The 26,902-nt window shown below is 55.3% G+C and carries 15 protein-coding genes; 12 read left to right on the top strand and 3 right to left on the bottom strand.

The features are described 5' to 3' along the window. The first annotated feature begins 14 nt into the window (after window positions 1–14). From zorA to D4A39_RS07160, 12 genes are all read left to right on the top strand, one after another. Window positions 15–1,901 carry an anti-phage ZorAB system protein ZorA gene (zorA, locus tag D4A39_RS07215; RefSeq protein ID WP_119917778.1) on the top strand — a complete coding sequence of 629 codons (1,887 nt, stop codon included), beginning with the start codon at window positions 15–17 and terminating at the stop codon, window positions 1,899–1,901. Beyond that, complete coding sequence (locus D4A39_RS07210) at window positions 1,898–2,653, top strand: OmpA/MotB family protein (protein WP_119917777.1); 756 nt, start codon at window positions 1,898–1,900, stop codon at window positions 2,651–2,653. Before zorA ends, D4A39_RS07210 begins: the two co-directional genes overlap by 4 nt. After that, complete coding sequence (locus tag D4A39_RS07205; protein WP_119917776.1) at window positions 2,631–4,160, top strand: EH signature domain-containing protein; 1,530 nt, start codon at window positions 2,631–2,633, stop codon at window positions 4,158–4,160. The genes D4A39_RS07210 and D4A39_RS07205 overlap by 23 nt, the downstream gene beginning before the upstream one ends. Next, on the top strand, window positions 4,160–7,180 hold the full coding sequence (locus D4A39_RS07200) for a DEAD/DEAH box helicase (RefSeq protein ID WP_119917775.1): 3,021 nt from the start codon (window positions 4,160–4,162) through the stop codon (window positions 7,178–7,180). The genes D4A39_RS07205 and D4A39_RS07200 overlap by 1 nt, the downstream gene beginning before the upstream one ends. A gap of 79 nt (window positions 7,181–7,259) precedes the next feature. Then, window positions 7,260–9,698 (top strand): type I restriction-modification system subunit M, encoded by a 2,439-nt coding sequence (locus D4A39_RS07195; RefSeq protein WP_119917774.1) that lies wholly within the window; start codon window positions 7,260–7,262, stop codon window positions 9,696–9,698. Next, on the top strand, window positions 9,699–11,033 hold the full coding sequence (locus D4A39_RS07190) for a restriction endonuclease subunit S (RefSeq protein ID WP_199699430.1): 1,335 nt from the start codon (window positions 9,699–9,701) through the stop codon (window positions 11,031–11,033). It begins immediately after the preceding gene. A gap of 6 nt (window positions 11,034–11,039) precedes the next feature. Then, entirely contained in the window at window positions 11,040–12,443 is a 1,404-nt protein-coding gene (locus tag D4A39_RS07185; RefSeq protein WP_119917773.1) for a DUF262 domain-containing protein, read from the top strand. Further along, window positions 12,440–14,467, top strand: a complete 2,028-nt coding sequence (locus D4A39_RS07180; protein WP_119917772.1) for a DUF262 domain-containing protein — start codon at window positions 12,440–12,442, stop codon at window positions 14,465–14,467. The genes D4A39_RS07185 and D4A39_RS07180 overlap by 4 nt, the downstream gene beginning before the upstream one ends. A gap of 339 nt (window positions 14,468–14,806) precedes the next feature. Then, window positions 14,807–17,866: a type I restriction endonuclease subunit R gene (locus tag D4A39_RS07175; protein ID WP_233552435.1), complete on the top strand. Its 3,060-nt coding sequence runs from the start codon at window positions 14,807–14,809 to the stop codon at window positions 17,864–17,866. 52 nt (window positions 17,867–17,918) lie between these two features. Continuing rightward, on the top strand, window positions 17,919–18,542 hold the full coding sequence (locus D4A39_RS07170) for a hypothetical protein (protein ID WP_119917770.1): 624 nt from the start codon (window positions 17,919–17,921) through the stop codon (window positions 18,540–18,542). Next, window positions 18,542–19,636 (top strand): hypothetical protein, encoded by a 1,095-nt coding sequence (locus tag D4A39_RS07165; RefSeq protein WP_119917769.1) that lies wholly within the window; start codon window positions 18,542–18,544, stop codon window positions 19,634–19,636. Before D4A39_RS07170 ends, D4A39_RS07165 begins: the two co-directional genes overlap by 1 nt. 92 nt (window positions 19,637–19,728) lie before the next feature. Beyond that, window positions 19,729–20,832, top strand: a complete 1,104-nt coding sequence (locus D4A39_RS07160; RefSeq protein ID WP_119917768.1) for a hypothetical protein — start codon at window positions 19,729–19,731, stop codon at window positions 20,830–20,832. An 18-nt stretch (window positions 20,833–20,850) separates the two neighbouring features. Here D4A39_RS07160 and D4A39_RS07155 read toward each other — a convergent pair whose 3' ends face one another. The 3 genes from D4A39_RS07155 to D4A39_RS07145 form a co-directional block, all read right to left on the bottom strand. Further along, a complete protein-coding gene (locus tag D4A39_RS07155; protein WP_119917767.1) occupies window positions 20,851–21,753 on the bottom strand; it encodes a viperin family antiviral radical SAM protein in 903 nt (300 codons plus the stop codon). Between the two features lie 248 nt (window positions 21,754–22,001). Beyond that, window positions 22,002–23,117 (bottom strand): Wadjet anti-phage system protein JetD domain-containing protein, encoded by a 1,116-nt coding sequence (locus D4A39_RS07150; RefSeq protein ID WP_119917766.1) that lies wholly within the window; start codon window positions 23,115–23,117, stop codon window positions 22,002–22,004. Then, entirely contained in the window at window positions 23,114–26,767 is a 3,654-nt protein-coding gene (locus D4A39_RS07145; RefSeq protein ID WP_119917765.1) for an ATP-binding protein, read from the bottom strand. The genes D4A39_RS07150 and D4A39_RS07145 overlap by 4 nt, the downstream gene beginning before the upstream one ends. Between the last annotated feature and the right edge of the window lie 135 nt (window positions 26,768–26,902).

Below are 26,902 nucleotides of genomic sequence, written 5' to 3'. Positions count from 1 at the left end.
AATAAGGGTTATAAATGAAAGCGCTGGATATTTTGTCTTTGCTGACCGACATGAACGAGTTGTCCTTGCTGTTTGTGGGCTTCATGTTGTTCATTTTTCTTATTACCTGCATCTCCCTTGTTCATCACTGGATGAATTACCGGGCCAGAAGCTCGGGGGTGAGCGCTCTGGTTCGTGACCAGTCAAGGGAAAACCTGGCGAGGAACCGGCGTCAGACCCTTGAGGATGCGCTGGAAAAGAAGAAAGACGTCGGCAGCTTGTGGCGTGAATTCGACGAGAGTCTGGTTTTCTCCAAGGACAAGGAGAAGCTGTTCAATACCCTTGATGCTGAGCATTTTTTCAACACTAGAACTCTGGCGTCAGGCCTCACAGAAAGTCGTCTACTCGCTGCTGCTCCCAGTTTTATGGTGGCCATTGGGGTGCTGGGCACCTTTGTGGGTTTGAGTCTGGGGCTGGCAGATCTCCATCTGGGGAATGATCTCGACCAGCTGCGAGGGGACATGGAGCGAATGATTTCGGGGGCGGCGACAGCCTTTAATACCTCGATCTTTGGTGTGCTCCTCTCGCTAATTCTGAACCTCGGTGAGAAGTTGCTGGAAAGGCGAGTGCGCAAGCAGATCCGCTTTCTGCAGCAGCAAATCGACTTCCTCTATCCCAGAATCCCCGCAGAGCAAACCCTGGTACACATCGAAGATGCCACCACCAGCTCTTCAAAATCGTTGATGGAGTTGCATGAGCGTATTGGTGACCGGCTTCAGGAAACCGTTTCTGCCATGAGCGAAAGCATGCAGGAAGCGATTTCTGATGCCTTGCAGAATGTCATGGCGCCTGCATTGGAACGTATTGCCGAGAGCGCATCGGATCAATCCACCACTGTTCTCGAGCAACTAGTCGGGAGCTTTCTCGACAAGTTTGGTGAGGCCGGTCGCCAGCAGGGGCAGGCGCTTGAGCGCGTGGCGGGTGATGTAGGCGGCGCCGTGGAGGGGATTCGCAGTGAAATCGGCCGTGTATCGTCCATGCTGTCTGAAGCGGGAGAAAAGACAGAAGGTCTGCTGGAACAGCAGCGCCAACAAACCGTTGAACAGATCGCCCGAATCAAGGAGGAAGCAGAGGCCCGTGAGCAATCACAGCGGCAACAGTTCGAGACACTTTTGGAAGGTCTGACCCGAAAGCTGTCCGAGCAGGCTGAAGCCGCATCCCGGGCGGACCAACAAAGACAGGAGCGGTTGGATGGTTCCATTGCCCAAATGCAGGAAGGGCAGGCCCAATCACTTAGCACCTTCAAGGAGTCGTCTGAACGTAGCATCCAGGCTTCAGAGCGATTACTGGAAACGATGGAGCCGATTGCGAGACATCTGGGCGAAGCTGCCGGATCGCTGGATCGCTCTGCGGAAAACCTGAGGGCGACTGAGAAAGGTTTCTCGGTGCTGGGCGCAGAGCTGCATAACAGTGCGGATCGTCTGGGCAATACGGTCACCTCCATGGTGGAGCGAATGTCAGCGGTATCAGACACGTCAGCGAAAGTCGCAGATGGTATCTCGGGGCAACTCGGGCTGCTGGAGCAGCTGCAAGGCTCTCTGGTGGAAACGTCGAAGCGTATGGAGGGCACAGCAACACGCGTACTGGATGGCTTCGGCTCTATGGAGGCAAGTCAGAATCGTTACCTTGAGAGCGTAAAAAAACAGTTCGAAGCATTGGGTGAAACCCTCAAGCAGCAGGTGATGGCGGTGGAGAAACAAGCCGAACAATGGCTCGCCACCTACCACAAGGAAGTCACCGGCCAGATCCAGGACCGAATGGGTAAATGGGATGAAGTCTCCAGGCAATATGCCGATGGCATGTTGAACACCGTCAATGCTATCCAGGGGGTAGTGGATGAACTGGAGAGCAAGGCCCGATGAGATTTATCAGGCAGTCCTCCGCCCCTGTAGATGAAGAAAACCCCTACTGGGTGTCCTTTTCAGATGTCATGGCCGCGTTGGTGGTGATCTTCATTCTGGCGTCACTGGTGCTTCTGACGCAGTTGATCAAAGTCAGAACGGAAGTTGACAAGGAAATGGAGCACCTGAAGAAAGCCGAAGAGGTCCGAAGAACCATCGTGGAAGATGTTGTCGAGGAACTGGAAAAACGCTCCATCGAGGTGATGGTGGCAGAAAACCATTCGGTGATCAGGATTCCGAATGATGTCCTCGGTTTTCGTTCCGGCAAGTTCAGTATCGATAAGCAGTATCTGGAAACGGCCAGAAAGATTGGAGAGGTGCTAGCGGTCGTCATTCAGAAAGAGAACCGTGTGGACTATCTGGACACCATTTTCATCGAAGGTCACACCGATAATCGAGCTTTCTGGGGTCCGCCAGGTAAAGGGAACTGGGGTCTCTCTACCTTCAGGGCTATCAGCCTGTGGGAATACTGGGGGCAGGAAATCAGTTCCGACCTCGCCTTGAACAATCTTCGTAACCGGGACGGTAAACCACTGTTCTCTGTCAGCGGTTATGCGGAAACCCGTCCGGTTGTGGAAGATCAGAAAACGGAAGCTGATTACGAGATCAACCGACGGATCGATATCAGAATCACCATACGAAGACCCGAGCGGGAAGACTATGACGTCCTGAAGGGCTTGTTGGGAGCGGATGATGCGACTCCCCAGAATTGACAAGGCTACGCCGGTCGAGTGGCCGGAAAGCACGCTGATGGCCTGGCAGGCTCTGGAAGAAAGAGTCTCCAGGGACGCCTTGTCTATTGGCAAAGGGGGTGCCTTTCAGCGCCTGGTCAAGCTTATTGAGGCCTGCAGCCGCCGTGGGCAGGATCTGCCAGACGAGGTGTATCAGTCGCGTCCGGGTGTTCGTGCCCTGACATGGCTATGGCTGCAAAGTGAAACCATCAGGGATGGCTATCTTCATCAGGAATCCCTGGAGGCAATGCTGTCATCGCAAGATGAACAGTTATCGAGAATGGCGGTGATCCAGTTGGCGCAGCTTTATTTCCGTGAACATGACCGGCTCTCGAAGGACGAAAAGGGATTGATGGAATCCCTTGGTGTCATCCTTGTTCAGCAGGTCGATGCGATACAGTCGCGCGCGCGTATTCAAGGTCGAGATGTCATCGCAGTGATTCACCGTGAAGGCTGGCTGATGGAAAACAATGGCCCGGCATCTCTTGTCGAAAAGTGCCTCGAAACAGGATTGCCGCTGGATGACTTCGTTGCCCGCCTGGGCCTCGAAGGCTATATGGATGGGCGATTCGGTGAGGTCTGCAGGGCCATCTATTACATCAGGGAGCTTGAGAAGGTTCCTGTCGGCGAACATCACGACGTACTCAATGAAATCGTCAAGGAGAGTGTGTCAAAGGCGCCCTATCAGGGCTCAATGCGAGTCGGGCATGCTGCACTGAAAATCCTGATCGATAGAACGGAAGGGGAGCCTTCTGATCTGTGGCAGGACGTGATTCTGACGATTGCAGGCGACCCCCGTGTCTCGGGAACCAACCGCCAGTTTGCCGAGTGGTGGGCGCCGCTGGGCGATGATCGGGTCAACAAGGTAAGAGGCTGGCTTGCCAAAGAGGATTTGAAGCTCTTCCTCGAAGCGGTAGAACAGTATGGACTGGATTCGCGTGATGAAGGCCTGAATAACATGTTCCCGGCCAGGAAGAAGTTTCTTGAAGGGCTGTTCAGCCAGGGCGTGGTCAGGAACTCCAGACTGATGCTGGGTAGCAAAGCGGAGTTCTTCGTCAAACGCATCCTGGACAAGGAAATGCTTTCTTCCTACGCCAAGATGGATGGCCAGATGTCAGACAAAGCGGTCATCTATCTGGATTGTGGGCAATTCCATATTGTGGAGGGATCACATTCCTTCAAGATCTGGCTGTACCAGGAAAGACCCGACCCATCACTGGTCAACTACGATAAAAACTATTACTCCCACTCTGACTTAACCATCAAATTGCCACGGCAGTACCGTAGAGACCATAAAGGCAAGCGTTATACGGGAATCACGCACTACCCAACTACCTGGCGAAGAAAAGTCATCGAGTTCCTGGTAGATCATGATGTCGAGCTTGATTGGCCTGCCCTGTTTACCAGACAAGAGTGGCTGGACCAGAAGTACCAACACGGCATTCCGGTCAAGAATGGAAGCCGTTTGAAGACATATGAAGGTGGCTAATGGGATTCCGTGAATCAATCGCAAAAATGCTGGGGAAAAACGCCGGGGGCGAAGAGGCGGGGCTCTCTCTACTGATCGAAGAGGAAGGTATCAGCTTCTACGCTTCACCGGGTGACCTGGCCACCATCAAGTCCGACAATGCCGGCGGCGTTGCGTCTACCCAGCATGTCGCGCTCACCATGCTCTGTGAATCCGGTCAGGCGCAGCCTATCTCCAATGGTTTTTTTCTACCCTCGGAATCCGTTGCCTGTCTGGACGACGATATTCTGTCTATCCTGCAGCTTCCGCCCAGGGCTCCGCTCCAGTTCCAGATCAAGGTCGAAGGCAAAAGCACCCACCCGGCCTTCAAGGTATCAGCCTTTGTCTTGATCGATGGTGAGTCGTACCCAATCAATCGCAAGGGGCCGATTCTCAGCAATACAAGCAGAGACAAATACACCCTGACAGCGCCGCAGCTATTGGCACTGGATGCCATCGACATTCATGCAGTCATGTCGCCCGATGATCGTGGCGAAGGCAGCAACCTGCGTTTGATTGCCACCCTTCAGCAAGCCAAACGGGACGGGCTGGATATCAATCTGTCGCACTTCGACAATATCAATGTGGCAGAGGCGGAGCGGATCGGCCTCACCGTGTCAAAATTGCCCGACGGCAGCATCGAACTGTCACCCACTCTTGGTGACGGCACACCCTATTCTGATCTCCTTACCCGCTGGGCTCAGCTCGATCCCGAGGCGGACGAGGGCGCCATGCGCATCGGCAACCGGATCGTCCTGCTGGACAAACAGAAGATGGAAGGCATCCGGGAAGTCTTCGCCTCCCGACGTATCCCGGCGGACCAGGTGGCCCGCTTCATGGAAACCCCCACCGCCTTTATTGATGCAGCACTGGTGGACCTCGATACCGGCTTTTCCGTCCGGGTAGATGGTGTGGGCACCATGCGTCACATCGCCATCGGCGAGCTGGACGCAAAAGGCGCAGACTGGTTCACCCAGGAAGGCCAACCTTCGCCGCCACAGGTACTCAGCGGTCTGATCCAGAGTGAGGAAGATGCCGACCGCATCGAACAGGAGATCGCGGCGGCACACCGTGATGGTGCTTCCACCGTGGTCATTGATGGCCAGGAAATCGACATCAGCGACGAAAATGCCGTCACCGCCGTTATTGAAAAAGCGCGCAAGGGGTTAACCGAGCCCGACTCTGCCCCAGAGGAAGACGCTCAGCCGGACGAGAACGAAAAGCGCCAGAAGGTCTCGGTACTCATCAAGGATGCCGACGAGCAGCGCGAAGAGTTGCTGGCCCTGGCGGCCGATGCCTGTCCGAGCCAGGAGCCTGACTGGAGCCTCTATCAGCGCACCCCCTTCCCGCATCAGAAAGCCGGTATTGATTGGCTGGTAGGGCTGGGCGAGCAGGCCCAGCATGCGGACGCGGAACAGCTCTACCGCATGCAGGGCTGCCTGCTGGCGGATGACATGGGCCTCGGCAAAACCTTCATGGCGCTGGTCTCCCTGTCAGAACTCATGCGACGCCAGCGAAGCGCGGGCAAAGCCGTCAAGCCGGTGCTGGTGGTCGCCCCCCTGAGCCTGCTGGAAAACTGGGAAGAAGAAGTCGAGAAGACCTTCAAGCGTTCCCCCTTCCGCGATATCGTCGTGCTGCAAGGTGGCAGGGACCTGAAGCGCTTCCGCATTCCCAACACCGAAAGAGAAACCGTACAGATCGCCAACATGGCCGATGGCGAAATCGACATGGCCTCCCTGCGCTATGCCCTCCACGTGGGCCCGGAAGCCGGGCCAGACCGGCTCGACATGGATGCCCGGCTGGTGCTCACCACCTACCAGACCCTGCGCGATTACCAGTTCTCCCTCTGCCGTATCGACTGGGGCACGGTGATCTTCGATGAAGCGCAGAACATCAAGAACCCCAACACCGGTGTCACCTGTGCCGCCAAGGCCCTGAAGAGCAGTTTCAAGGTGCTGGCCACCGGCACCCCGGTGGAAAACAGCCTGCTGGATTTCTGGTGTGTCATGGATACCGCCCAGCCAGGCCTGCTCGGCGACTGGCCCGCCTTCCGAGAGGAATATGTCAAACCCATCCTCAAGGCAGAGGACGAAGACCGCAATCAGGTGCGTCAGGACGTCGGCAAAAAGCTCAGGCAGGCCGTTGGCCGCTTCATGCTCCGTCGCACCAAGGAAGAAGAGCTGACCGGCTTGCCGAAGAAATCCATCTTCGGCGGCGCAATCCACGAGCCCGCAGGCGGTGTGGAGCCCATGCCCGCACTGGCCAGAACCATGCGTGGTGCCCAGCTGCAGGCCTACAATCAGGTATTGGACAACTATCAAAGCCGCCGCCATGAAGAAGTCCAGGGCCTGGCCATCTCCAGCCTGCACCAGCTGAGAAGCATCTCTTTGCATCCGCGCCTGCAGGAAGGGGATATTACCGCGCTCACCACCGCCAGGGATGTCCGCAGTGTCATGGCCGAGTCCGCCAAGCTGGAAGCCCTGCTCCAGACCCTCGATGACATTCGCGCCCGCAAGGAAAAGGTGATCATCTTCCTGATCACCAAAAAGCTGCAAATGCTGCTCAAGCTGTGGCTGGATCGCCTCTATGGCCTGGACGTGGGTATCATCAACGGTGACACCAAGGCGGTATCCACCAAGGCCGATGATGCCACCCGCAAGGGCATGATCCGGGAGTTTGAAGCCCGCGCCGGATTCAATATCCTCATCATGTCACCGGTGGCCGCCGGGGTAGGGCTCACTGTAGTGGGCGCCAACAATGTCATTCATCTGGAGCGACACTGGAACCCGGCAAAGGAGGCCCAGGCCTCGGACCGCGTCTACCGCATCGGCCAGGAAAAGGCAGTCAACATCTACCTGCCTGCCGCGCACCACCCGGAACGGGATGCCTTCGACGTACATCTGCACCGCCTGCTGGATGGCAAACTGCTGCTGAAGGATGCGGTCGTTACCACCGAAGCCGTCTCCGAAGCGGAAATGCTCAAGGGAATGGGGCTGGGGTAACGTCGTGCAGGCGAGCACGACCCCCTGTACCCTGCCAGACCAATGAACGCACAGAATTAACGACAGAGACAAAAACCCAATGGATCACAGCGTACACAACAAACTGGTTTCCTTTATCTGGAACATCGCCGACGACTGCCTGCGCGATGTCTATGTGCGGGGCAAATACCGTGACGTCATCCTGCCCATGGTGGTGCTGCGTCGCCTGGATACCCTGCTCATGCCCAGCAAGGAAGCGGTGCTGGAAGAGGTGCGCTTCCAGAAAGAGGAAATGGACGCCACCGAGCTGGACCCGGCCCCGCTCAAGGCCGCCTCCGGCTATGTGTTCTACAACGTCTCCAAGTGGACGCTCACCAGCCTGTACAACACCGCCACCAACAATCGGCAGATCCTGCTGGCCAACTTCGAGGAATACCTCAACGGCTTCAGCCCCAACGTCCATGAAATCATCGAGCGCTTCGAGCTGAAGAGCAAAATCCAGCACATGGCCCACAAGGACGTGCTGCTGGACGTGGTGGAGAAATTTGTCTCGCCGAAGATCAACCTCACCCCCAATGAAGCCGTAGACCCGGATGGCTACAAGCTGCCGGCCCTGTCCAATCTGGGCATGGGTTATGTGTTTGAAGAGCTGATCCGCAAGTTCAACGAAGAGAACAACGAAGAGGCGGGGGAGCACTTTACCCCGCGGGAAGTGATCGAACTGATGACTCACCTGGTGTTCGATCCCATCAAGGATGACCTGCCGCTCACCCTCACCGTGTACGACCCGGCCTGCGGCAGCGGTGGCATGCTCACCGAATCCCAGAACTTTATCGAAGAGAAATATCCCGTCGATCCTGAATCAAAAAGCCAGCGGGATATCTACCTCTACGGAAAGGAAATCAACGACGAAACCTACGCCATCTGTAAATCCGACATGATGATCAAGGGCAACAACCCGGAAAACATCAAAGTCGGCTCCACCCTGTCCACCGATGAATTCGCTTCCAGCCGTTTCGACTTCATGCTCTCCAACCCGCCCTACGGCAAAAGCTGGGCCTCGGAGCAGAAGCACATCAAGGACGGCGGCGATGTCATCGACCCGCGCTTCAAAATCAAGCTCCGGGACTACTGGGGCAATGAAGAGGACTGCGACGCCACCCCGCGCTCCAGCGATGGCCAGCTGCTGTTCCTCATGGAAATGGTCAGCAAGATGAAAGACCCGGCCAGTGGCTCCAAGGGCTCACGCATCGCCTCGGTCCACAACGGCTCCAGCCTGTTCACCGGTGATGCCGGCGGTGGCGAAAGCAACATCCGCCGCTACCTGATCGAAAACGACTGGCTGGAAGCCATCGTCCAGTTGCCAAACAACCTGTTCTACAACACCGGCATCACCACCTATATCTGGGTGCTGAACAACAACAAGCCGGAACCGCGCCGTGGCAAGGTGCAGTTGATCGATGCCAGCCTGCTGTATGAAAAGCGGCGTAAAAATTTGGGCAACAAGAACTGCGACTTGGCAGACGAGCATATCGAAGCCATCACCCGCACCTACCTGGATTGCGCCGCCATCGAGCGCGAACTGGATGACAACAACGATCCCGTCGGCATCGCCAGCCAGGTGTTCCGCAACGAAGACTTCGGCTACCACAAGGTCTCCATCGAGCGCCCGGACCGTCGTAAAGCCCAGTTCTCTGAAGAGCGCATCGCCGGCCTGCGTTTCGACAAGCAGATCAGCGACGTCATGGAGCACCTCTATGCCGAGCACGGCGACAAGGTCTACGACAAGACTGGCCACGGCAAGGACAACAAGCAGAGCTTCCTGAAAAGCATCGAAAAGCCGGTTATGGCCTGGTGCGAAGATAACGACATCAGCCTCAACACCAAGGCCAAAACCAAACTGCTGGACGTAAAACGCTGGGAAAGCCTCAAGGCCCTGGTGGACACCGCCCGCGAACTCATGGCTGCCATCGGTGAAAAAGAGTTCAATGACTTCAACCAGTTCAAGCAGCAGCTAGACGACGAACTCAAGGCCAGAAAGATCAAGCTCTCCGCCACCGAGAAGAACGCCATTCTCAATGCGGTGAGCTGGTACGACGAAGCCGCCGAAAAGGTGGTCAAGAAAGTGGTCAAGCTCAATGGCGACAAGTTGGACGAACTGCTGCACCGCTACGGCTGCACCGAGGAGCAGCTACCAGACTACGGCCTGTATCCCACCGGCAAGGCCAACGAATACGTTACCTATGAATCCAGCGCAGACCTGCGCGACAGCGAATCCATCCCCCTGCTCAAGGACGGCGACAAGCAAGGCATTCACGGCTACTTCCTGGAAGAAGTAAAACCCCATGTGGAGGAAGCCTGGATCAACCAGGATTCCACCAAGATCGGCTACGAAATCAGCTTCAACAAATACTTCTACCGCCACAAGCCGCTGCGTTCGCTGGAAGAGGTCGCCCAGGACATTATCAGCCTGGAGCAGAAGGCTGAGGGGCTGATTGCGCAGATCTTGGGAGTGGATGTTGAGCAGGTGCAGGGGTGAATGGCGATGTTGAGTGGTTTTGAATTGCCAAGATATGACGATTACAAAGAATCTGGTGTGGAATGGTTAGGACGTATTCCGGCCGAGTGGGAGGTTACTCGATTAAAGTTTTCATCGAGGATTAACCCTCCGCCAAGAATTGGAGTTGAAGATCTTTTAAATGATGCCTGTTTTTTGCCAATGGAAGTCGTACATTCGAGCGGAAAAGTTGAGTATGGCATTCAGAAGCCGATAAAGGAAATTAAGCAAGGGTTTACTTCTTTCCAGCGTAACGACGTGATCATGGCAAAGATTACGCCCTGCTTCGAGAACGGAAAAGGAGCTTACCTTGATTCGATGCCAACTAAATATGGTTTTGGATCTACTGAGTTTCATGTATTAAGAGTAAGATCTGGATTCAACCAAAAATATATTTATTACCTTACGAAAACTGATCTCTTCATGAATCTCGGTGAGAGTTTGATGACTGGTTCTGCCGGGCAGAAGCGAGTTCAGACTGAGTTTGTGGCAAATTTCAGGTTTGCTTTCCCCGTCCTTGCTGTCCAAGACGGCATTGTTAGATTCCTCGACAAAAAAACCACCCAAATCGACGAAGCCATTGCCATCAAAGAGCAACAGATCGCCCTGCTGAAAGAGCGCAAGCAAATCATTATCCAAAAAGCCGTCACCCAGGGGCTTGATCCCACTGTGCCCATGAAAGATTCCGGCGTGGACTGGATCGGGGAGATTCCGGCGCATTGGGAGGTGAAGCGCCTAAAGTACGTAACAAAGATCGTCAAGCGCATAGCTGGATATGAAGGGCCTGATGTGCTGTCAATTACCCAGAAAGGCATAAAGATAAAAGACATTGATAGTGGCGAAGGCCAGTTGGCAATGGATTACTCGAAATACCAGGTCGTTGAAGTTGGTGATTTTGCCATGAATCATATGGACTTATTGACGGGGTATGTTGATATATCAAAGTACAACGGTGTGGTTAGCCCCGACTACAGAGTTTTTATTAGAACCTATGATGGTTTGGACGATGAATTTTTGTTGGCTATCTTCCAGCTTGGATATCAACAGAAAATTTTCTATCGATATGGGCAAGGCGTTTCATTGTTGGGACGTTGGCGTTTCCCGGCGGAAAACTTCAATAATTTCTTTGTCCCAATTCCTCCTAAGGAAGAACAGAAACTGATTTTTCGGCGCGTAAAAGAAGAGTGGGATAAAGTTGATAAAGGTATCGCACTACTTCTTTCTCAAATAGGGAAGTTAAAGGAATATAAAACCACACTAATCAATAGCGCCGTCACCGGAAAAATCCGAATCACGCCCGACATGGTGGAGGCCTGATCCAGCATGACTGTACAGGTTGCCACCTGCAGCGCTGCCCAGCTTTTCTCTGAATGTTTGCATACAGAGCCATCGTCCAGCGCCAATGCCATTGTCACCAGCGATAACGAAACGGTGGCAGGAGCGCTGACCATCCCGGAATACCAGCGCCCCTATTGCTGGCAGGACAAGCAACTGGATGGCCTGCTGCAGGATATCGAGTCGCACACCCAGCGAAACGCCGAACTGCCTTACTATCTGGGCAGCCTGATCCTGCATAAAGAAGATGGCAAGCTGAATATCATCGATGGCCAGCAGCGCATCACCACCCTGGCGCTGATGGGCTGCCTGCTAGATCAGGAACCATCGAGCATCGGCGGCCTGGTCTACGAACACCCCACCAGCCAGCAGCAGATCAAGCATAACCTCCAGTGGCTCCACGACCATCTGGATTGGGTGCGTGACGGGATCGACTTCCACAAGCTGCAATTCACCCTGGTGATTACCCAGTCCGAAGACGATGCCTACCGCTTCTTTGAAACCCAGAACACCGGCGGGGTGCGGCTGGGTGGGCCGGATATCATCAAGGCGCATCACCTGCGGGCCATTGAAAACAGAACGCTCCAGCCACAGTTTGCCCGGCAGTGGGAGGCCATGGGCAAACTGGACAGCACCGTCAGCGCTTTGTTGAAAGGCCGCTTTTGGCAAGGCGTGAAACATCGGCCATTACCTTCCCATAACCAGAAGAAGTTGATCCGTGACTGTATTGTGGACGAGCTGGCGCAGGCTACCGGCGAGGGCGATGACATCGCCTATGGCCGCATCCGCCGCCAGATCGGCCTGGCGGGCGAGATCAGCCAGCAGACGGACCAGCAGGGCTACGAGGTGCGCCAGCCACTGAATGCCGGCATCAACAGCATCCGCTACCTGGCCTATTTTCAGGGGTTGCACCAGCGCTACTGGCAGCAGCCAGACCTGCCGCATCTGCCTGGCTATCAGCAGTTTGTGGAATGGCTGCAAGACCTGGATGGCTGCGGCTACCTGGAAAAACTCTACGAGGCGTGCCTGCTGCTCTATATCAGCCAGTACGGTGAAAACCAGCTGGAGCAGGCCGCGAAAAAGCTGTTCCGGGTGGTGTATTCCCGCCGGGTCAGCAACCAGAAATCCGTGCGGGAAAACTCCATTCCCTCCTTCATAGGCAAGCACCCCGTACTGGACTGGATCGCCGCCAGCTATACCCCGGCACAGTGCTTTGCCTTTCTCGATGCCTTCGAATTGAAGGTAGACCCCAGCAATCTCGACAAGAACAGCGTGAAACAGCGGTTTGTGAATGCGGTCTGCCAGCAATTCGCGCTTGGGCTGGAAGTCAGTGAGTATGAAAATGGGTTTGCCCCGGCATTGAACCGGAAGATAGCGGGAGGTCAGGGATGACGGCAGAGGCAGAATGTAATAGAGAGAAACATGGAGGGGATAATGGAGAGAATCACGGAGAGCACCAGGTAAGGACAGAGGTGCTGACGCTGGAGACGGTGGGCGCCCGCAACATGGGTTTCGTGATCCCCAGCTATCAGCGCCCCTATGTGTGGCGCGATGAGGATGTGATCAAACTGTTTGATGATATCCGCGAAGCCTATCTGGCGAACGAAAAGCAATACTTTATCGGCAGTGTGCTGTCTGCCATTCATGAAAAGGGTGAGTCCCGCCTCTATGAACTGATCGACGGCCAGCAACGCACCACCACCTTGATGCTGCTTTCCCTGGCGTTCCGTGCGGCGGGTGTGAAAACGCCGCTGGCAGAGGTATCGACCCTGGGCGAAGCCCCCAGGCTGACCTTTGAGATCCGCGATACGGTAGGCAATCTGCTGGGCAGCTATGCCGGCCTGGAGCGCATGACCCGCCCCGGCCCGGATGCCATCGCGAAGGATCCGTATCTCACCCATCTGGACGCCAACCTGCGCGTGCTCAAGCAGCAGGTAGAGAAGCTGCCCGAAAGTGAGGAGTTCAGCCGTGAAGGGTTTGCCGATTACATCTTCAGGAAGGTGAGCTGGGTCAACAATGTCGTCCCGGAGAGCATGGACCTGAATCGCCTGTTCGCCAGCATGAACACGGCAGGTATTCAGCTGGAGCCGGTGGACCTGTTGAAAGCCAAGCTGTTCCGCAAGATCACTACCGAGACGCCCCTGTACAGCACCATCTGGCAGGCCTGCGAGCACATGGATAACTACTTCGAGCGCAACCTCCGCCATCTGTTCCCCAATGCAGACTGGAATGCGATTGAGTACAAAGACTTGAGTGCCTATAAGCGCAGGTTCTTTGAGTCCAGTGGCGGAGAAAGCGGAGAAGGCGAGAGCAAGGCGTCTGGAATGACGCTGTTGCACCTGCTTAATGAGGTCAAGGCGGGCAATACCGCTGACAACGTCAAGCCGAAAAAAGAAAAGGACCCCCTGGCGGAGCTTGAAGACAAAACTGTCTCCGGTCGCTCAATCGTGGGTTTCGAGCTGCTGTTGATCCATGCGCTGCGCGTGTTCTGCGCCCGGGAAGGCTGGCCGGATATTGAAGCCCGTATCAAGGCCGCCAACCTGATGGCGTGTTTTGAATGTCTCCTCGACAAAGATGAGGCGGACATCAAGGCGTTTATCCAGACGCTGTGGCAGGTGCGCTATCAATTCGATACCTGGGTGGTGAAGTGGGTAGAGCACGATGACAGTGAAGACCCGCAGTTGCGACTGACCAGCTTCAGCCGCTCCCAATCCAGCGGCAAGTATTACATCAACCGTAGTGCCCGGGAGCTGGGGGCGCTGGCCCAGTTGCAGGCAGTGCGTAATTTCACCGGCGACCGTTCCGCCCATTACTGGCTAACGGCACTGCTCGCTAAGCTGGTTAAAAAGCCTGACATGAGCTTTGACGACGTATTGTCCATCATGGAGAAACTGGATAACCAGCTCTCGCTGACCACCGAAACGCAGAAGGAAGCCAGCTTCAAAATTGCCACAGGTGAGGCCCCCGCCACTGAAAGCTGGGCTTCTCGCGAAGACTATCTCAACATAGCTCAGGGAACCGGCTTTGAACATTACTGGTTCCAGAAGCTCGAATACCTGCTCTGGAAGCAGGGCGACAAGAGCGATGAGAAGCTCAAGCGATACCGCATTACCTCCAAGAACTCCGTGGAGCATGTGCATCCGCAGAATGAAAGAAATAACAATGTGCTTAAGCAAGAGGCGCTAGACGCCTTTGGTAACTTGGCATTGTTGAGCCCCGGCGAAAATTCTTCGTATAGCAACAAGCCCGTTGGTGTGAAATGGCAGGAGTTCAAGAATAAGCCCCGTTATGACTCTCTGAAGCTCAAGGCCATTTTTGACGTTTATGTCGCGGCTGACGAGAAATGGGGCGAAACGCAGATCGCCGAACACCATGAAGGAATGCTGACAGCATTGCGGGATCATTACGTAGTTTGATCGGCTCAGCAGGATTGCCTGTTAGATCATAGGACGTGCTTTGGAAGCTGTGATTAGACGAGAAGCAGAAGCATCACAAGGTAAATAACCTTTTTTAGGACCTTAAAAATCAATAGCTTATGGTTGTTGGGGCAAGATTTGGAAAATGTCTAAACCGCAGGTTTAGATATCATTTAGACATTTTGAGGGGTTAAGGAAACTTGGGCGTCAGGTTGGGGTGTTTGCTTGACCCAGAGACTGAGCTGGCAAGCAGGCCCAAGTTAACCCTCTGATATTATTCATAATAATGTTTGATGGTTGCTTGATCGGCCTGTCAGGCTGGATACGAATTGAAAGACGGTGGGACGCAATATGGTGAGCAATACCAAGGAACAGGCGCTGGAAGCCGCCATAGAGCAGGCATTGACGGGCTTGACGACCGAGGCGGTCAAGAAGGCCGGGGGTATTGGGGAAACCCCGGCGGAGGAAATGGTGGCCAATAACGGTTTCCAGCTTGGCCTGCCTTCGGATTTCAACGCCCAGTATGCCCTTGATGAAAAGTTCTTCTGGCGCTTCCTGGAGCAGACCCAGGAACAAGAGCTGGTCAAACTGCAGAAGCACAACCCCTCTGACTGGCAGCGCAAGCTGCTGGAGCGGTACGACCGCCTGATCAAGAAACATGGCATTCTGCATCTGCTCAAGAAGGGCCTGGCGGTGGATGATGCCCACTTTCATCTGATGTATCCCGCGCCGCTGGCCAGTAGTAGCGAGAAGGTGAAGCAGAATTACGCCGCCAACATCTTTAGCTGTACCCGGCAGGTGCGCTATTCGTTGGCCAACCCGCTCCATGAAATCGACATGGTGCTGTTCCTGAATGGCATCCCGCTGGTGACCATGGAGCTGAAGAATGCCTGGACGGGACAGACTGCCCGTTACCACGGCCAGAAGCAGTACCGGGAAGACCGGGATTATCATCAGCCGCTGCTGAATTTCGCCCGCTGTCTGGTACACATGGCGGTGGACACGGATGAGGTCTACATGACCACCAAGCTGGACGGCAAGAGCACTTTCTTCCTGCCGTTCAACAAGGGGCATAACCACGGTAAAGGCAACCCGCCCAACCCGGATGGCCACAAGAGCGCCTACCTGTGGCAGGAAGTGTTCAGCAAAGACAGCCTGGTCAATATCATCCAGCACTTTGTGCGCCTGGATGGCAGCAGCAAGGACCCGCTGAGAAAACGCACCCTGTTCTTCCCCCGTTACCACCAGATGGATGTGGTCAGAAAGCTGGTGGCCCAGGCAGAGCAGCAGGGGGTGGGGCATACCTACCTGATCCAGCATTCGGCGGGGTCGGGCAAATCCAACTCGATTACCTGGGCGGCCTATCAACTGATCGAAACCTACCCGGCATCCGAACAGGCGGCCCGTGGCAAGGCACTGGATGAGCCGCTGTTCGATTCCGTGATCGTGGTGACGGACCGGCGGCTGCTGGACAAGCAGATCCGCGAGAACATCAAGGAGTTCTCCGAGGTCAAGAATATCGTCGCGCCCGCGTTCAAGTCTTCCGAGCTGAAGAGCGCCCTGGAGAGCGGCAAGAAGATCATCATCACCACCATCCAGAAGTTCCCCTTCATTGTGGAGGGCATCGAGGATCTCAGCGACAAGCGCTTTGCGGTCATCATCGATGAGGCGCATAGCTCCCAGTCCGGCTCGGCCCATGACAACATGAACCGGGCCATGGGTGAGGGGGCCGGTCATGAAGATGAAGAAGATGATCAGGACAAGATCCTCAAGGCCATGCGCTCCCGCAAGATGCGGGGCAATGCATCCTACCTGGCATTTACCGCCACGCCCAAGAACACCACCCTGGAGAAATTCGGTGAGAAGCAGGAAGACGGCTCCTTCAAGCCGTTCCATCTGTATTCCATGAAGCAGGCCATCGAGGAAGGTTTCATTCTCGATGTGCTGGCTAATTACACCACCTACAAGGGTTACTACGAGATCGAGAAATCCATCGCCGAGAACCCGCTATTCGACACCAAGAAGGCCCAGAAGAAACTGCGGGCCTATGTGGAGCGAAGCCAGCAGACCATCGACACCAAAGCGGAGATCATGCTGGAGCACTTCATCCCCCAGGTGGTGAATACCAAGAAGCTAAGGGGAAAAGCCAAGGGCATGGTGATTACCCAGAACATCGAAACCGCCATTCGCTACCACAAGGCCATATCCCGCCTGCTGGAGCAAAAGGGTAATCCGTTTAAGGCGCTGGTGGCCTTCTCCGGCACCAAGGAAGTGGATGGCATCGAGTACACCGAAGCCGAGGTGAACGGATTTTCGGAGAACGACACCAAGGACAAGTTTGATACCGATGAGTATCGGCTGTTGGTGGTGGCCAACAAGTACCTGACCGGCTTTGATCAGCCCAAGCTGTGCGCCATGTATGTTGACAAGAAGCTGGCCTCTGTCCTCTGTGTGCAGGCGCTCTCTAGGCTCAACCGCTCCGCGCCCAAGCTGGGCAAGAAGACCGAGGATCTGTTTATCCTCGATTTCTTCAATTCCAGCGACGACATCAAGACGGCTTTTGACCCGTTCTACACAGCAACCTCCCTCTCCGGCGCCACGGATGTGAATGTACTCCATGAGCTGAAAGACATGATGGATGAGGTGGGGGTCTATGAGTGGCACGAAGTCGAGGATTTCACAAATCGCTATTTCAATAATGAAGATGCCCAGACCCTGAGTCCGATTATTGATGTGGCGGCTTCCCGGTTCGAACACGAACTGGGGCTGGAAGACGAAGACAAAATCGATTTCAAGATCAAGGCCAAGCAATACGTGAAGATCTACGGCCAGATGGCTTCGATCATGCCCTATGAAATCCTTGCCTGGGAAAAGCTGTTCTGGTTCCTCAAGTTCCTGATTCCCAAGCTCAAGGTAAAAGACCCGGATGCGGACGCTATTGATGAGCTGCTTGAGTCAGTGGATCTGAGCTCTTATGGCCTGCAGCGGGTCAAGCTGAATCAGGCTATTGAACTGGATCAGGGCGAAACCGAAGTCGATCCCCAGAACCCGAATCCCCGCGGTGGCCATGGCGGGGAGCAGCAAATGGACCCGCTGGACGACATCGTGCGTTCTTTCAATGAACGCTGGTTCCAGGGCTGGAGCGCCACGCCGGAAGAACAGAGGGTCAAGTTCGTCAATATTGCGGAAAGTATTCGCCAACACCCTGATTTCAAGAAGAAGTATCAGGACAACCCAGACCCCCATAACCGCAAGCTTGCGTTCGAGAAGATGCTGAAGGAAGTGATGCTGCAGCGCCGCAAGGATGAGCTGGAGCTGTATAAACTGTTTGCGGCTGATCCTTCCTTCAAAGCTGCCTGGATGCAAAGCATGGAGCGGGTGGTGGAGAGTAATCTGTAAAAAGATGACATGCTGCTTACAGATTGAAAAGGAATAAACCAGCGGAATGCCTATGATTACTTCTTTGGGCGACACTGTTGGGGTGATTATGAGTGCACACTTTGTGCTGGATGGCGAGTTTGTGGAGAAGACAAGGTCAACCTTTCCGTTGAAGGGCAAGGAACTGATTGATTGTGGCTCTACCACGGAAATTTACGATGCTGGAGACACGATTTACCGACTGGCCTCTGATGGCGCCTCCCATACCTTCGTGATTCGAGCTGGCTCTGAGGGGCTGGCTGTTCCGAAGTGTTTCAATGACTGGGGGCGCCTGGAGGGCGATGGGGATATGGCTGGTTATGATGACCTGTGGCTTGCCGAGTTTGAAAAACTGGTGCCGCTGAGCGTGTCTCCAGAGCTTGAGAGTGAAGTGAAGGCATGGATCAAGGCTGTTCTTGCTCTGGCCGAAGTAGATGACGCGCTGGTCATTGTAAGAGACGAGCTAGAGCGTGTTCGGCTTGCCATTCCAAAATGTGAAACGCCTGTGTCGCTCGCCTTGGTTGCGGAAACCATGGTGTTCATGTGTGAGCAATGCCTAAAGGAAAGTGCGGATCTGGATTTCAATGAAACCAATTTAATGATGAGGCCTTCCACGGGTGAAGTCCTCGTCACAGATCCTGCCCATGGGTATTACTGATGTTGCCGAAGCATGGAAAGATCGACTGTGTAGCCTGTTACTCACCAGGTGAGAAGGAAGCCTTCCCGCACGCGCTGTGGAAAATGCGGAATGATCCTGGAGCATGGGGTGGCACCAACCCGGAATGGCTGGTGCTGGGGTTCTCCAAGGGGAGCACGCAGGCGGATTATTACGACAACGGCAGTTTTGATGAGGTGGCGTTTGCTGGAATGCGGCCAAGGCTGGAGCGGATACTGAAGCATCTGGGGGCTCTGGAGGCAGGCGAATCACTGGATGCAGCCATTGCCAATCCTGCCGGCAATGTGGCCTTCGGCTCACTGATACGATGCAGCGTTGCCCGGCAGGATGAGTCGGGCAAGTATCAATGCTCTGGACCATTAATCAAGAAGTCCTTCAAGGAAATTCCGCAAGTGATTTCTACTTGCACCAATCGGTTTCTCAAGGAAATGCCGGGCAGTGTTAATACGGTGGTGATGCTGGGAAATGATTCCGGATATATCAAGCACTGCCAAGCCTTGATTCGAGACCTTTTTCCGGAAGCGTTTGAGAAGATCAATGACGTAGCAGCAAAGGCGGATGGCCGTCTGTGGGTGCATGTGGCACATCCTTCCGGCGCTAACGGACACTTTGAAGGCTGGATGGAAAGCCAATCAGAGGCCAGCAGAAAGCGCAAGTTGGTTGAAGAGGCGCTAGGCCTGTTTCTGGCTGATTCTGCCAATGAAGAAAGCGAGCCGCATCAAGAGCCTGAAACGTTTATGCCAAAGATGGCTGCTCCACCTGTGTCCATTGATGATGTGCCTACCTTAAATTCGCCTGGCGTGACGGTCATGCCAGAAAAAAGTGATGAGAAGAGGCAGTTATATTCGCGTGTCAAAAGAGGGAAAAAGGCAGGCGCATTATTGGTGCCGCATCGTTACAAGGATGGCTGCTATATTGTCAGCATGACCCGGTTTGAGGAAGATCAAATCAGGGTTGGCACCATTGAAGAGGTCATAGCTTATATCCGGAAAGGGTATAAGTTGAGGATGAGTGATCCTGAGCACCCGGCAGGACCATCGTTGATTAGTCCGGGCTCGATCGAGTTCGGCGAGTGACCGATCTTTTCTCATGAAGTGCTTTCTCACAGGTTCTTCCTGATAGCACAGTAGCTCAGGAATGATCATGATATTAACACGATAGGAAAGGCATGTTTCAGAACGAAATTTGGTTGCCCGTATTTAACGAAATGCAAGGAGGTTCATTAATTTCAAGGTTACAGTATCTGACCGGTCTTAGTCGCCCGACTGCCAGAAAATATCTTGCTGGGAAGATAAGCCTGAAAAAGCGCCAGCAGGCAGATAAGAATGCTGAAGATAATTTTTTTAAAACGCTGATTGATGAGGTAATATCCGACCAGGAGGCAAGGGAGTGGTTTTCAGGCAACCCTGTTAGCCAGGGAAAAGGTGCAGGTTTCCAGGGTGTCGTTTATAACTATCTTGGTTCCGACGCGTATCCACGGCTAGACGTTATGGCGGAGAAGGCCGACAAGGCAATGAGCTCCTTGTATTTGGCCTGTCGTAGGGGAGGTGTCGAGGGTATTCCGGGAGCTATGAAAGAGCTGGAAGGCTTTTCTGATGATTACATGGTAAGTCACGACCCAGAAAGGGATGTGAGTTTAGAGAAGTTAGGTGAGAGGCAGAAGCTGGAGATATTTCTGCGAAATGTATGTGTCTCCTTCTTTGCCTTGCTGGATATAGAGTGTGTGTCGCGTGATTACCCTGAATATGAGATGGAACCAATATTCATTAACTTGACCCCCAGGGTTTCTGCGGACTTCAAGCTGGGTGAGAAATGCCCGCGTGGTGGCCTCGTCCTGCCTTATTTCAGTCTTGTGGAATTTATGGGGCTGTTGGTTGACAGAGCGAAAGTTGGGTCTTGGAGAAGTGTGCCTTCTGTTGATGATATAGCGAGCATGGCTAATGTGAGCGCAGCTGAACTGGCCAAAATTCGTAGTGGTAATAAGCGTCTTTCTTTCAAGCAGTTTTCCTCGATGTGGAGGGAGATGGTTAGGCCTGTAAAGTCAGGTCATCTCGATATGAATCGTCCGCCTGTTGAGCTTTATCTCGTAGCAGCGTTTTTTCAGGTGACATTTTGTGGGAAGTCACCGAGCAGATGGATTGATATTGTTGGTCATGAGTATCGTTACTGGTGGAATCATCATAGAGATGTTGTGGAAGCGGATCCGGGTTATGAAAAGGGGGCGAAGCCGCTTCCAGAGTGGTTTTTGCAAAGTGACTTTTTAACAAGGTAGTCGCTTTATGGCCTATTGCTAGATCGTTCGATACCTAGAATCAAACTTTCTTGAGCTAAACCTGATTTGTGAAAATGCCTGTTTGGCGCCCGCTTCATGAATCGGCTGGCTGTATCGGTAATTATCTGGAAGATTGGCTTCACCGTTTTGGAAGAAACGGCCTTTGGGATCAATCATGATATAAGATTCTCTCATTTCTTCATTGTTCTCGGGATACATGATTTGCTTGAAGAATGAGTGTCTGAGAACAATTTCCTCATAATCATGGTCATGGATTTGAAGGTTCCGGTTGATTATGGGAAGCACCTTGAAGATCTTCCACTTGTCGGGAGACAGGGCCTCAATGAGAGGGTGGAAATCTTCCTTATGGTTTTCTGAGTTAACTACGGTGTTGATCTTGATTCGAAGATCGGGATTGATCGATCGTGCAAGGTTAAGCAGCTCAGGCATTCTTTTCAGGTCAAGCTGCGTTCCTCTTACGTTACTGCGTCCAATGATCCGATTGGATGTAGGCAACGAAGAATCAATGCTGATGCCGAGCCATGAAAGGTATGGTGCTATCCTTGATACTGATTTGGTGTTCAGATAGCTGCCATTGGTTATAATGGATACCTTCATTCCAAGCTCAGCAGCTTGCTCAATGACACGATAGAAATGGCTGTCATGGAGCATGGGCTCTCCACCGGCAATGTTCAGACGGATATTTCCCCATTGCAAAGATGAGTGGAGCGGGTTGTCCGGGTTGTCAGGCGAGAAAAATGCAGATAACTCCCCGAGTAGCGCTCTGGACGATGCCGCGTCTCTGCATACCTCCTCACGCGGTGCATGTTCTTCCCATTTTGCGAAGCAATACTGGCAGTCATAATTGCATACCTCGGTGATATGCCAGTTGATTACCAATTCCTTGTTGTTGTCCTTCATTATGCATCCCCTCTTGCTTATTGGTGCCGTCAACGAGGGAAAGTCTAGAGTGGCTGGCTGGCCAAGTTATTCCAAAAGGTGAAAAACTGGGGTTTGAGGTGGTGATGCCCATCGCGATGGGGTTGGCCTCGCTGGCGCTCGGATCGCGGTGGAACCACCGCTCCTACAAAACATTGCCGTAGCCCGTGGTTCGCCCTTCGAGAGGGGCTCCTACAGTTGGCGGAGATTGGCTCACGCCAATTTCCGCCCTACGGGATGTGGATGGCTTCCTGGTCTAGGGCGCTATTGGTTTGTCTTAGGGCGGGGAGCAGGGTGCTGTCGGTGTAGGGGCAGCCGGTGGTGCCGGGGTCGGTTTGGGCGGTTTTTCTGGTTTGTTGTGGGGTGTGGCCGCCGCCGGTGTTGAGGATTTCCAGCATGGGTTGGTAGCCCGGTTGCCAGGCTTGCAGGTTGGGCAGGCTGTTTCTTAATGCTTTCAGGATGCCCATGCCGGCGAAGTCCAGGTCGCCCCAGAAGTGGCATTCCGTTTGTTCATCTAGCCAGCGTTGTTTGAAGCGCTCCGGGTCGCTGCCGGGGAGGAAGGCGAAGCGGGCGTGTTCGCTGCTCAGGCGGGTGGCGCTGGCGCGGAAGCCGCCGCTGTAGAGCAGGGCGTAGTCTTCCGGTGAGTTTTCTACCAGGCGCAGGAAGCTGTCCTGGTTTTCGACGATGAGTAGTTTGCTGAAGCCGGGTGGCGCCCAGGCGGTAAGGAGCAGTGGCCGGGGTTGGATGCCGTTGGCGTTGTCACCGTAGAGTTTGAGCAGTAGCTCGAAGCGGTTATCCAACGCCTTGGAGTCGCCGTTGAAACAGCGGGCAGCGATTTCTCTGAGTGTCAGGTTTTGGTTCAGGTAGGGTTCGATGTTGGCGAAGGCACTGACGATCTCTGCCGGGGTGAGCCCGGGAATCTGTGGTTTTTGATTTAGCAGGGCTTCGCCGTTGTCGATGAAGCTGGCAGCGTGTTCGTTGATGGCCTGTTGCCATGCCTGTACAACCGGGTCTTGTTTGGGGCGATTTAGCCACTCTCTTAATAGCGCTTCGCAGTCCGAGTTCAGGCGGCACTGGGCGTTTTCGTAGGGTTCCTGGAAGGCGCTGCGTTTGTTGTCCGGGCGGATTTCGAAGATGCCGTGGTCGCGGGCGATCTGTTGCAGCAATTGCCAGCGGCCTTGGGTGTCTTCGTTGAAGTCGTAGAGGGCCGGCAGGGTGCTTTTCTTGATGCGGCGGGTGATGGCGCGTTGCGATGGCTCGCCGTCACGGTTATCCAGCTTGTCCAGAAACCAGCCTAACCATTTGGCCAGCCAGGGCTCGTCCTTGAGCCAGATAGGCGTGGTCATGGGCTGATCTCATCCATGAAGTCCAGCGCCCCTTGCTGGCGAATCACTCTTCTGTGCTGTTCCCACAGTTCGCTGATGCGTTCCTGGTTGAGTTGTTGTCTGTCTACCAGTACCCGGGTGTTGAGTTCGCCCACGGCGATGGGGCTGGGCACCTTGCTGAATACGAACTGGTTGCTGATCAGGTCCAGGAAGGGGCCGGCTTTGCTGGTGGGCATGATGAAGATGAGTTGTAGGCCCAGGGTGTGGGTGAGGTAGTTGATGACGCTCTTGGAACGGCTTTCGTCCATGTGCATGAAGGCTTCGTCGACGATGACCATGCGCAGGTGGCTGTCGCCTTCGTTGAAGCGGAAGGCGCTGGTGATGGCGGCGGCACGGATGATGTAGGCCGGGGTTTCCAGTTGCCCGCCGGAGCCGGTGCCGTACTGGCTGAGGCTGATGGGCTGTTTGCCCTGCGGGTGTTTGAGGATGTCGTACTGGCGGTAGCGGCGGTAGTCGCTGATGCGTTCCAGTTCGCGCAGGGCCTGTTGTTCGTCGCCGTCCAGCAGCAGGTTGAGCAGGCGGTCGCGTACCGCTTCGGCCTTGGCGGACAGGGGCGTGTCGAACAGGCTGGTGCCGTCGCCCAGGTTGGGAATGTCGATGACTTCCTTGAAGAAGTTCCAGTATTCCTTGTATTCCGGTATCCACTGCCACTCAAACGAAAAGCGCTCGCGGTCGGCACCGAACTGGTGGTGTTCCAGTTCGCTGTTGAGGCTCTTGAGGATGCGCTCGCCATCCTGGATGGCCTGGTGGATCTGGCTGCACAGGTCGCTGACGAAGGTGGTGTTGAAGGTGTCGCGCAGGCTGGTGAGTTTTTCCTGCTTTTCCAGCAGCACGTTGTTGCGCAGGCGGTTGTGTAGATTATCCAATTGCTGGTGCAGGCTTTGCACATGGCCGAAGAACGGGGCGCTGTGCAGGGCGTCCGCACTGTCCGCCAGGATCTGGTCGGCGGGTTGGGCCTGTTGGTTGTACTGGTTGAGGGTTTTCTCCAGCGCTACGGCGGTTTTGGTGAGCTGCTCGGTGAGCGCGGTTTCTTCGGCGATAAAGTCGATGTCGCCGTGGGCGTTTTGCAGGCGTTCATCCATGGCGGCGATGCGCGGTTCCACATCCAGCCCCGGCCAGTATTTGGTGCAGCCGTGCAGGTTGGCTTCGGCTTCGTCCTGCTTTTCCTGAAACTGTTCGCTCTGGTCGGCCAGGGTGGTGATGGTTTTGCTGCAGGCGCTGAGTTTTTCGCTGAGCTTGCCGTTCTCTTCGGTGAGCTGCTTCTGTTTGGCTTCCAGTTCCTGATGCAGGGTCTTGGCTTGCTGCTGCTTTGCTTCCAGCTCTTCGTGATCGCTCAGGTCCAGAGTTTCCAGGGCCTTTTCGGTTTCCTGTAGCTGGCGCTGGGCATCCAGCAACTGGGTGGCGGCGTTGACCCAGTGCAGGGGCTGGAAGGTTTTAACCTGGGTGTGCAGTTGGCGCACGGCCTGATAATCGTCGGCGGCGCGCTGGTAGTTTTCCTGCAGTTCCATGAGCGCGTTGCGCTGGGCGTGCAGGTTGCGTTCGCGGGCGGCTTCGCCGAATACCAGATCGCTGTCCGGCAGGTCGCAGCGGAACATGGCGTAGCCGCCGGAGCCGAGGCCATCGGCGGTGATGCCGCGCCGGGTGCGGCGTAGCGATTCGGCGTCTTCCACGCAGACCACGCTGCCGTAGGAGGCTTTCAGGTAATGCTCGGCGGTGCGGTGGCTGAAGCGCAGGGCGTGGAACAGGGAGTCGTCGGGCAGTTGCACCCGTTCTGCATCGCGGCGGGCCTGTTCGCCCTGAATGACGCGGGCGCGGTTGCGTTGCTTGCCGCTGAGGCGGCGGACGATGCGGATGGCTTCGGCTTCATGGTCGGGTTCCACCAGAATGCCGAAGCGGGCGCCGCCGATGTAGCCTTCGATGGCCATCTGCCAGTCAGGGTCCTGAACTTCCACGTGGTCGCACAGCACCCGTGGTTCTGCCTGGGGGCATTCCTGGCGGATGGCGTGGATGGCGATCTCCACATCCTGCGGGTAGTTCACCCGTTTGGATTCCAGGTTGCGGATCTGTTGTTCGATTTTCTTTTGCTGCTGGTCCAGGGTTTCCAGGGCCTGGCCGCGTTTGCTGACGATGCGGTCCAGCCGCTGCGCGACGGAGAGCGCTTCCTGGCCGGGTTTGTCTTCCCGTTCGCTGTGCAGTTGTTCGGCCAGCTGGTTGTGCAGCTGCTGTTCGCTGCGCACGCGGGTGAGGCCGTCTTCCAGTGGGGACAGGTCGATCCAGTCCCGGGCCAGCATCTGGTTCAGGTCCGGCAGGGCGTTGCTCTGTTCGGCGAGCAGCGCTTTGCTGGTGCTGCGCCAGTGTTTGCTGGCGAAGCTGGGCAGTTCCAGTTCGATGCTGTGACGGGCCAGCAGGCCCTGGATGTTGCGCAGGGCTTCCAGGTTTTTGTTGCGTTGCTGGTCTTGTTCAAGGAGCGGGCGGGCGCCTTGCTGGAGTTGTTGGGTCAGGTCGGCCAGCTGCTTTTCCAGCTGCTGTTTGTCACGCAGGGCAGGGATGCCGAGGATGCGCGCTTGTAGTTCCACCAGCTCTGCGTGGGCCTGGTCGAGGCGCTGTTGGACTTGTTCTGCTTCTTCGCGGTTGCCTTCCTGTTGTTGTCTAAGGCTGTTCTGTTCTTCCTTCTTTTCCAGATAATTTTTCTGGTTGCGCTGGAATTGTTGCGCGGCGGCGCCGTAGGCCTGGGTGGTGCGTTCCAGCCAGGTGTCCAGGTAGGTGTCGGTATGGCTTTGCGCCTGGGCGAGCAGGTTCACGTTCTGCTGCAGTTGTTCGGCTTCTTCGGCCATGCCGTGGACGGTGCGCATGAGGTCGCGGATGCGGCGCAGGGTGTCGCCCATGTCGTGGGGTTCGAGCACTTCGCTGGCGACAAACTGGTTGATGGACTCCACCGGTTTGTAGGCCATGAAACGGGCGAAGGTGCGGGCGGCGTTCTTGGCTTCCTGTTGGGAGACGGCATCGCGTTTGCCGCGCAGGGCACCGTACAGGCGCGCCAGGTACTGGCCTTTCTTGTCGTAGGTTTCCACGTTTTTTTTGCCGAACTGCTGGCGCAGCTGGTTGGCGATCTCGGTGATCGGCACCGTGGCTTTTTCGCCGCCGTATTCGCGTACGAAGTGGGACAGGTTGAGCATTTCGCCGGGGACGATCATCAGCAGCAGTTCCTGCTGCCGGGCCTGGCTGGTGCTGCCGGCCTTGTCCAGGTGGGCGCGCACGCCGATGACGGCGGTGAAGGGTTCGGCGGTTTCGCCCTTGGTGGGGTGGAAGACCCCGGCGATGTAGCCGTCGCTGTCATACGGGCGGGCGTAGGCGCCGTCGTCACAGCCGAGCACATAGGAGGCCAGGGTGCGTACCTGTTTGCCGCCGCGGCCGCGCTGGGTGGTTTCGTCCTGCCCCGGGTTGTAGTTGAACAGGTTGTCGTGGGCGGCGGTCATCAGGGTTTGCAGGGCGTCGGCGGCGGTGGTCTTGCCGGAGCCGTTGCCGCCGGAGAACAGGTTCACCGGGCCGTATTCCAGTTCGCCGGGGGGCAGGTTGCCCCAGTTGACGGTGATGGAGCGTTTTAAATACATGGGTGGACCTGTTTGCGGTTTTTGGTAGGAGCGTCGCTGGCGGCGCGATTGTGGGCGTTGGGGATCGCGCCGCGAGCGACGCTCCTACGGATGGTGTTGGGGTAAAGATCGCCTGCAGGCAGGCTCCTACGGAGG

It is taken from the genome of Alcanivorax profundi, assembly GCF_003597125.1.
GTDB classification, from domain to species: domain Bacteria; phylum Pseudomonadota; class Gammaproteobacteria; order Pseudomonadales; family Alcanivoracaceae; genus Alcanivorax; species Alcanivorax profundi.
The sequence above is the reverse complement of the archived record's forward strand: the minus strand, read 5'-3'. Positions and strand labels throughout refer to the sequence as shown.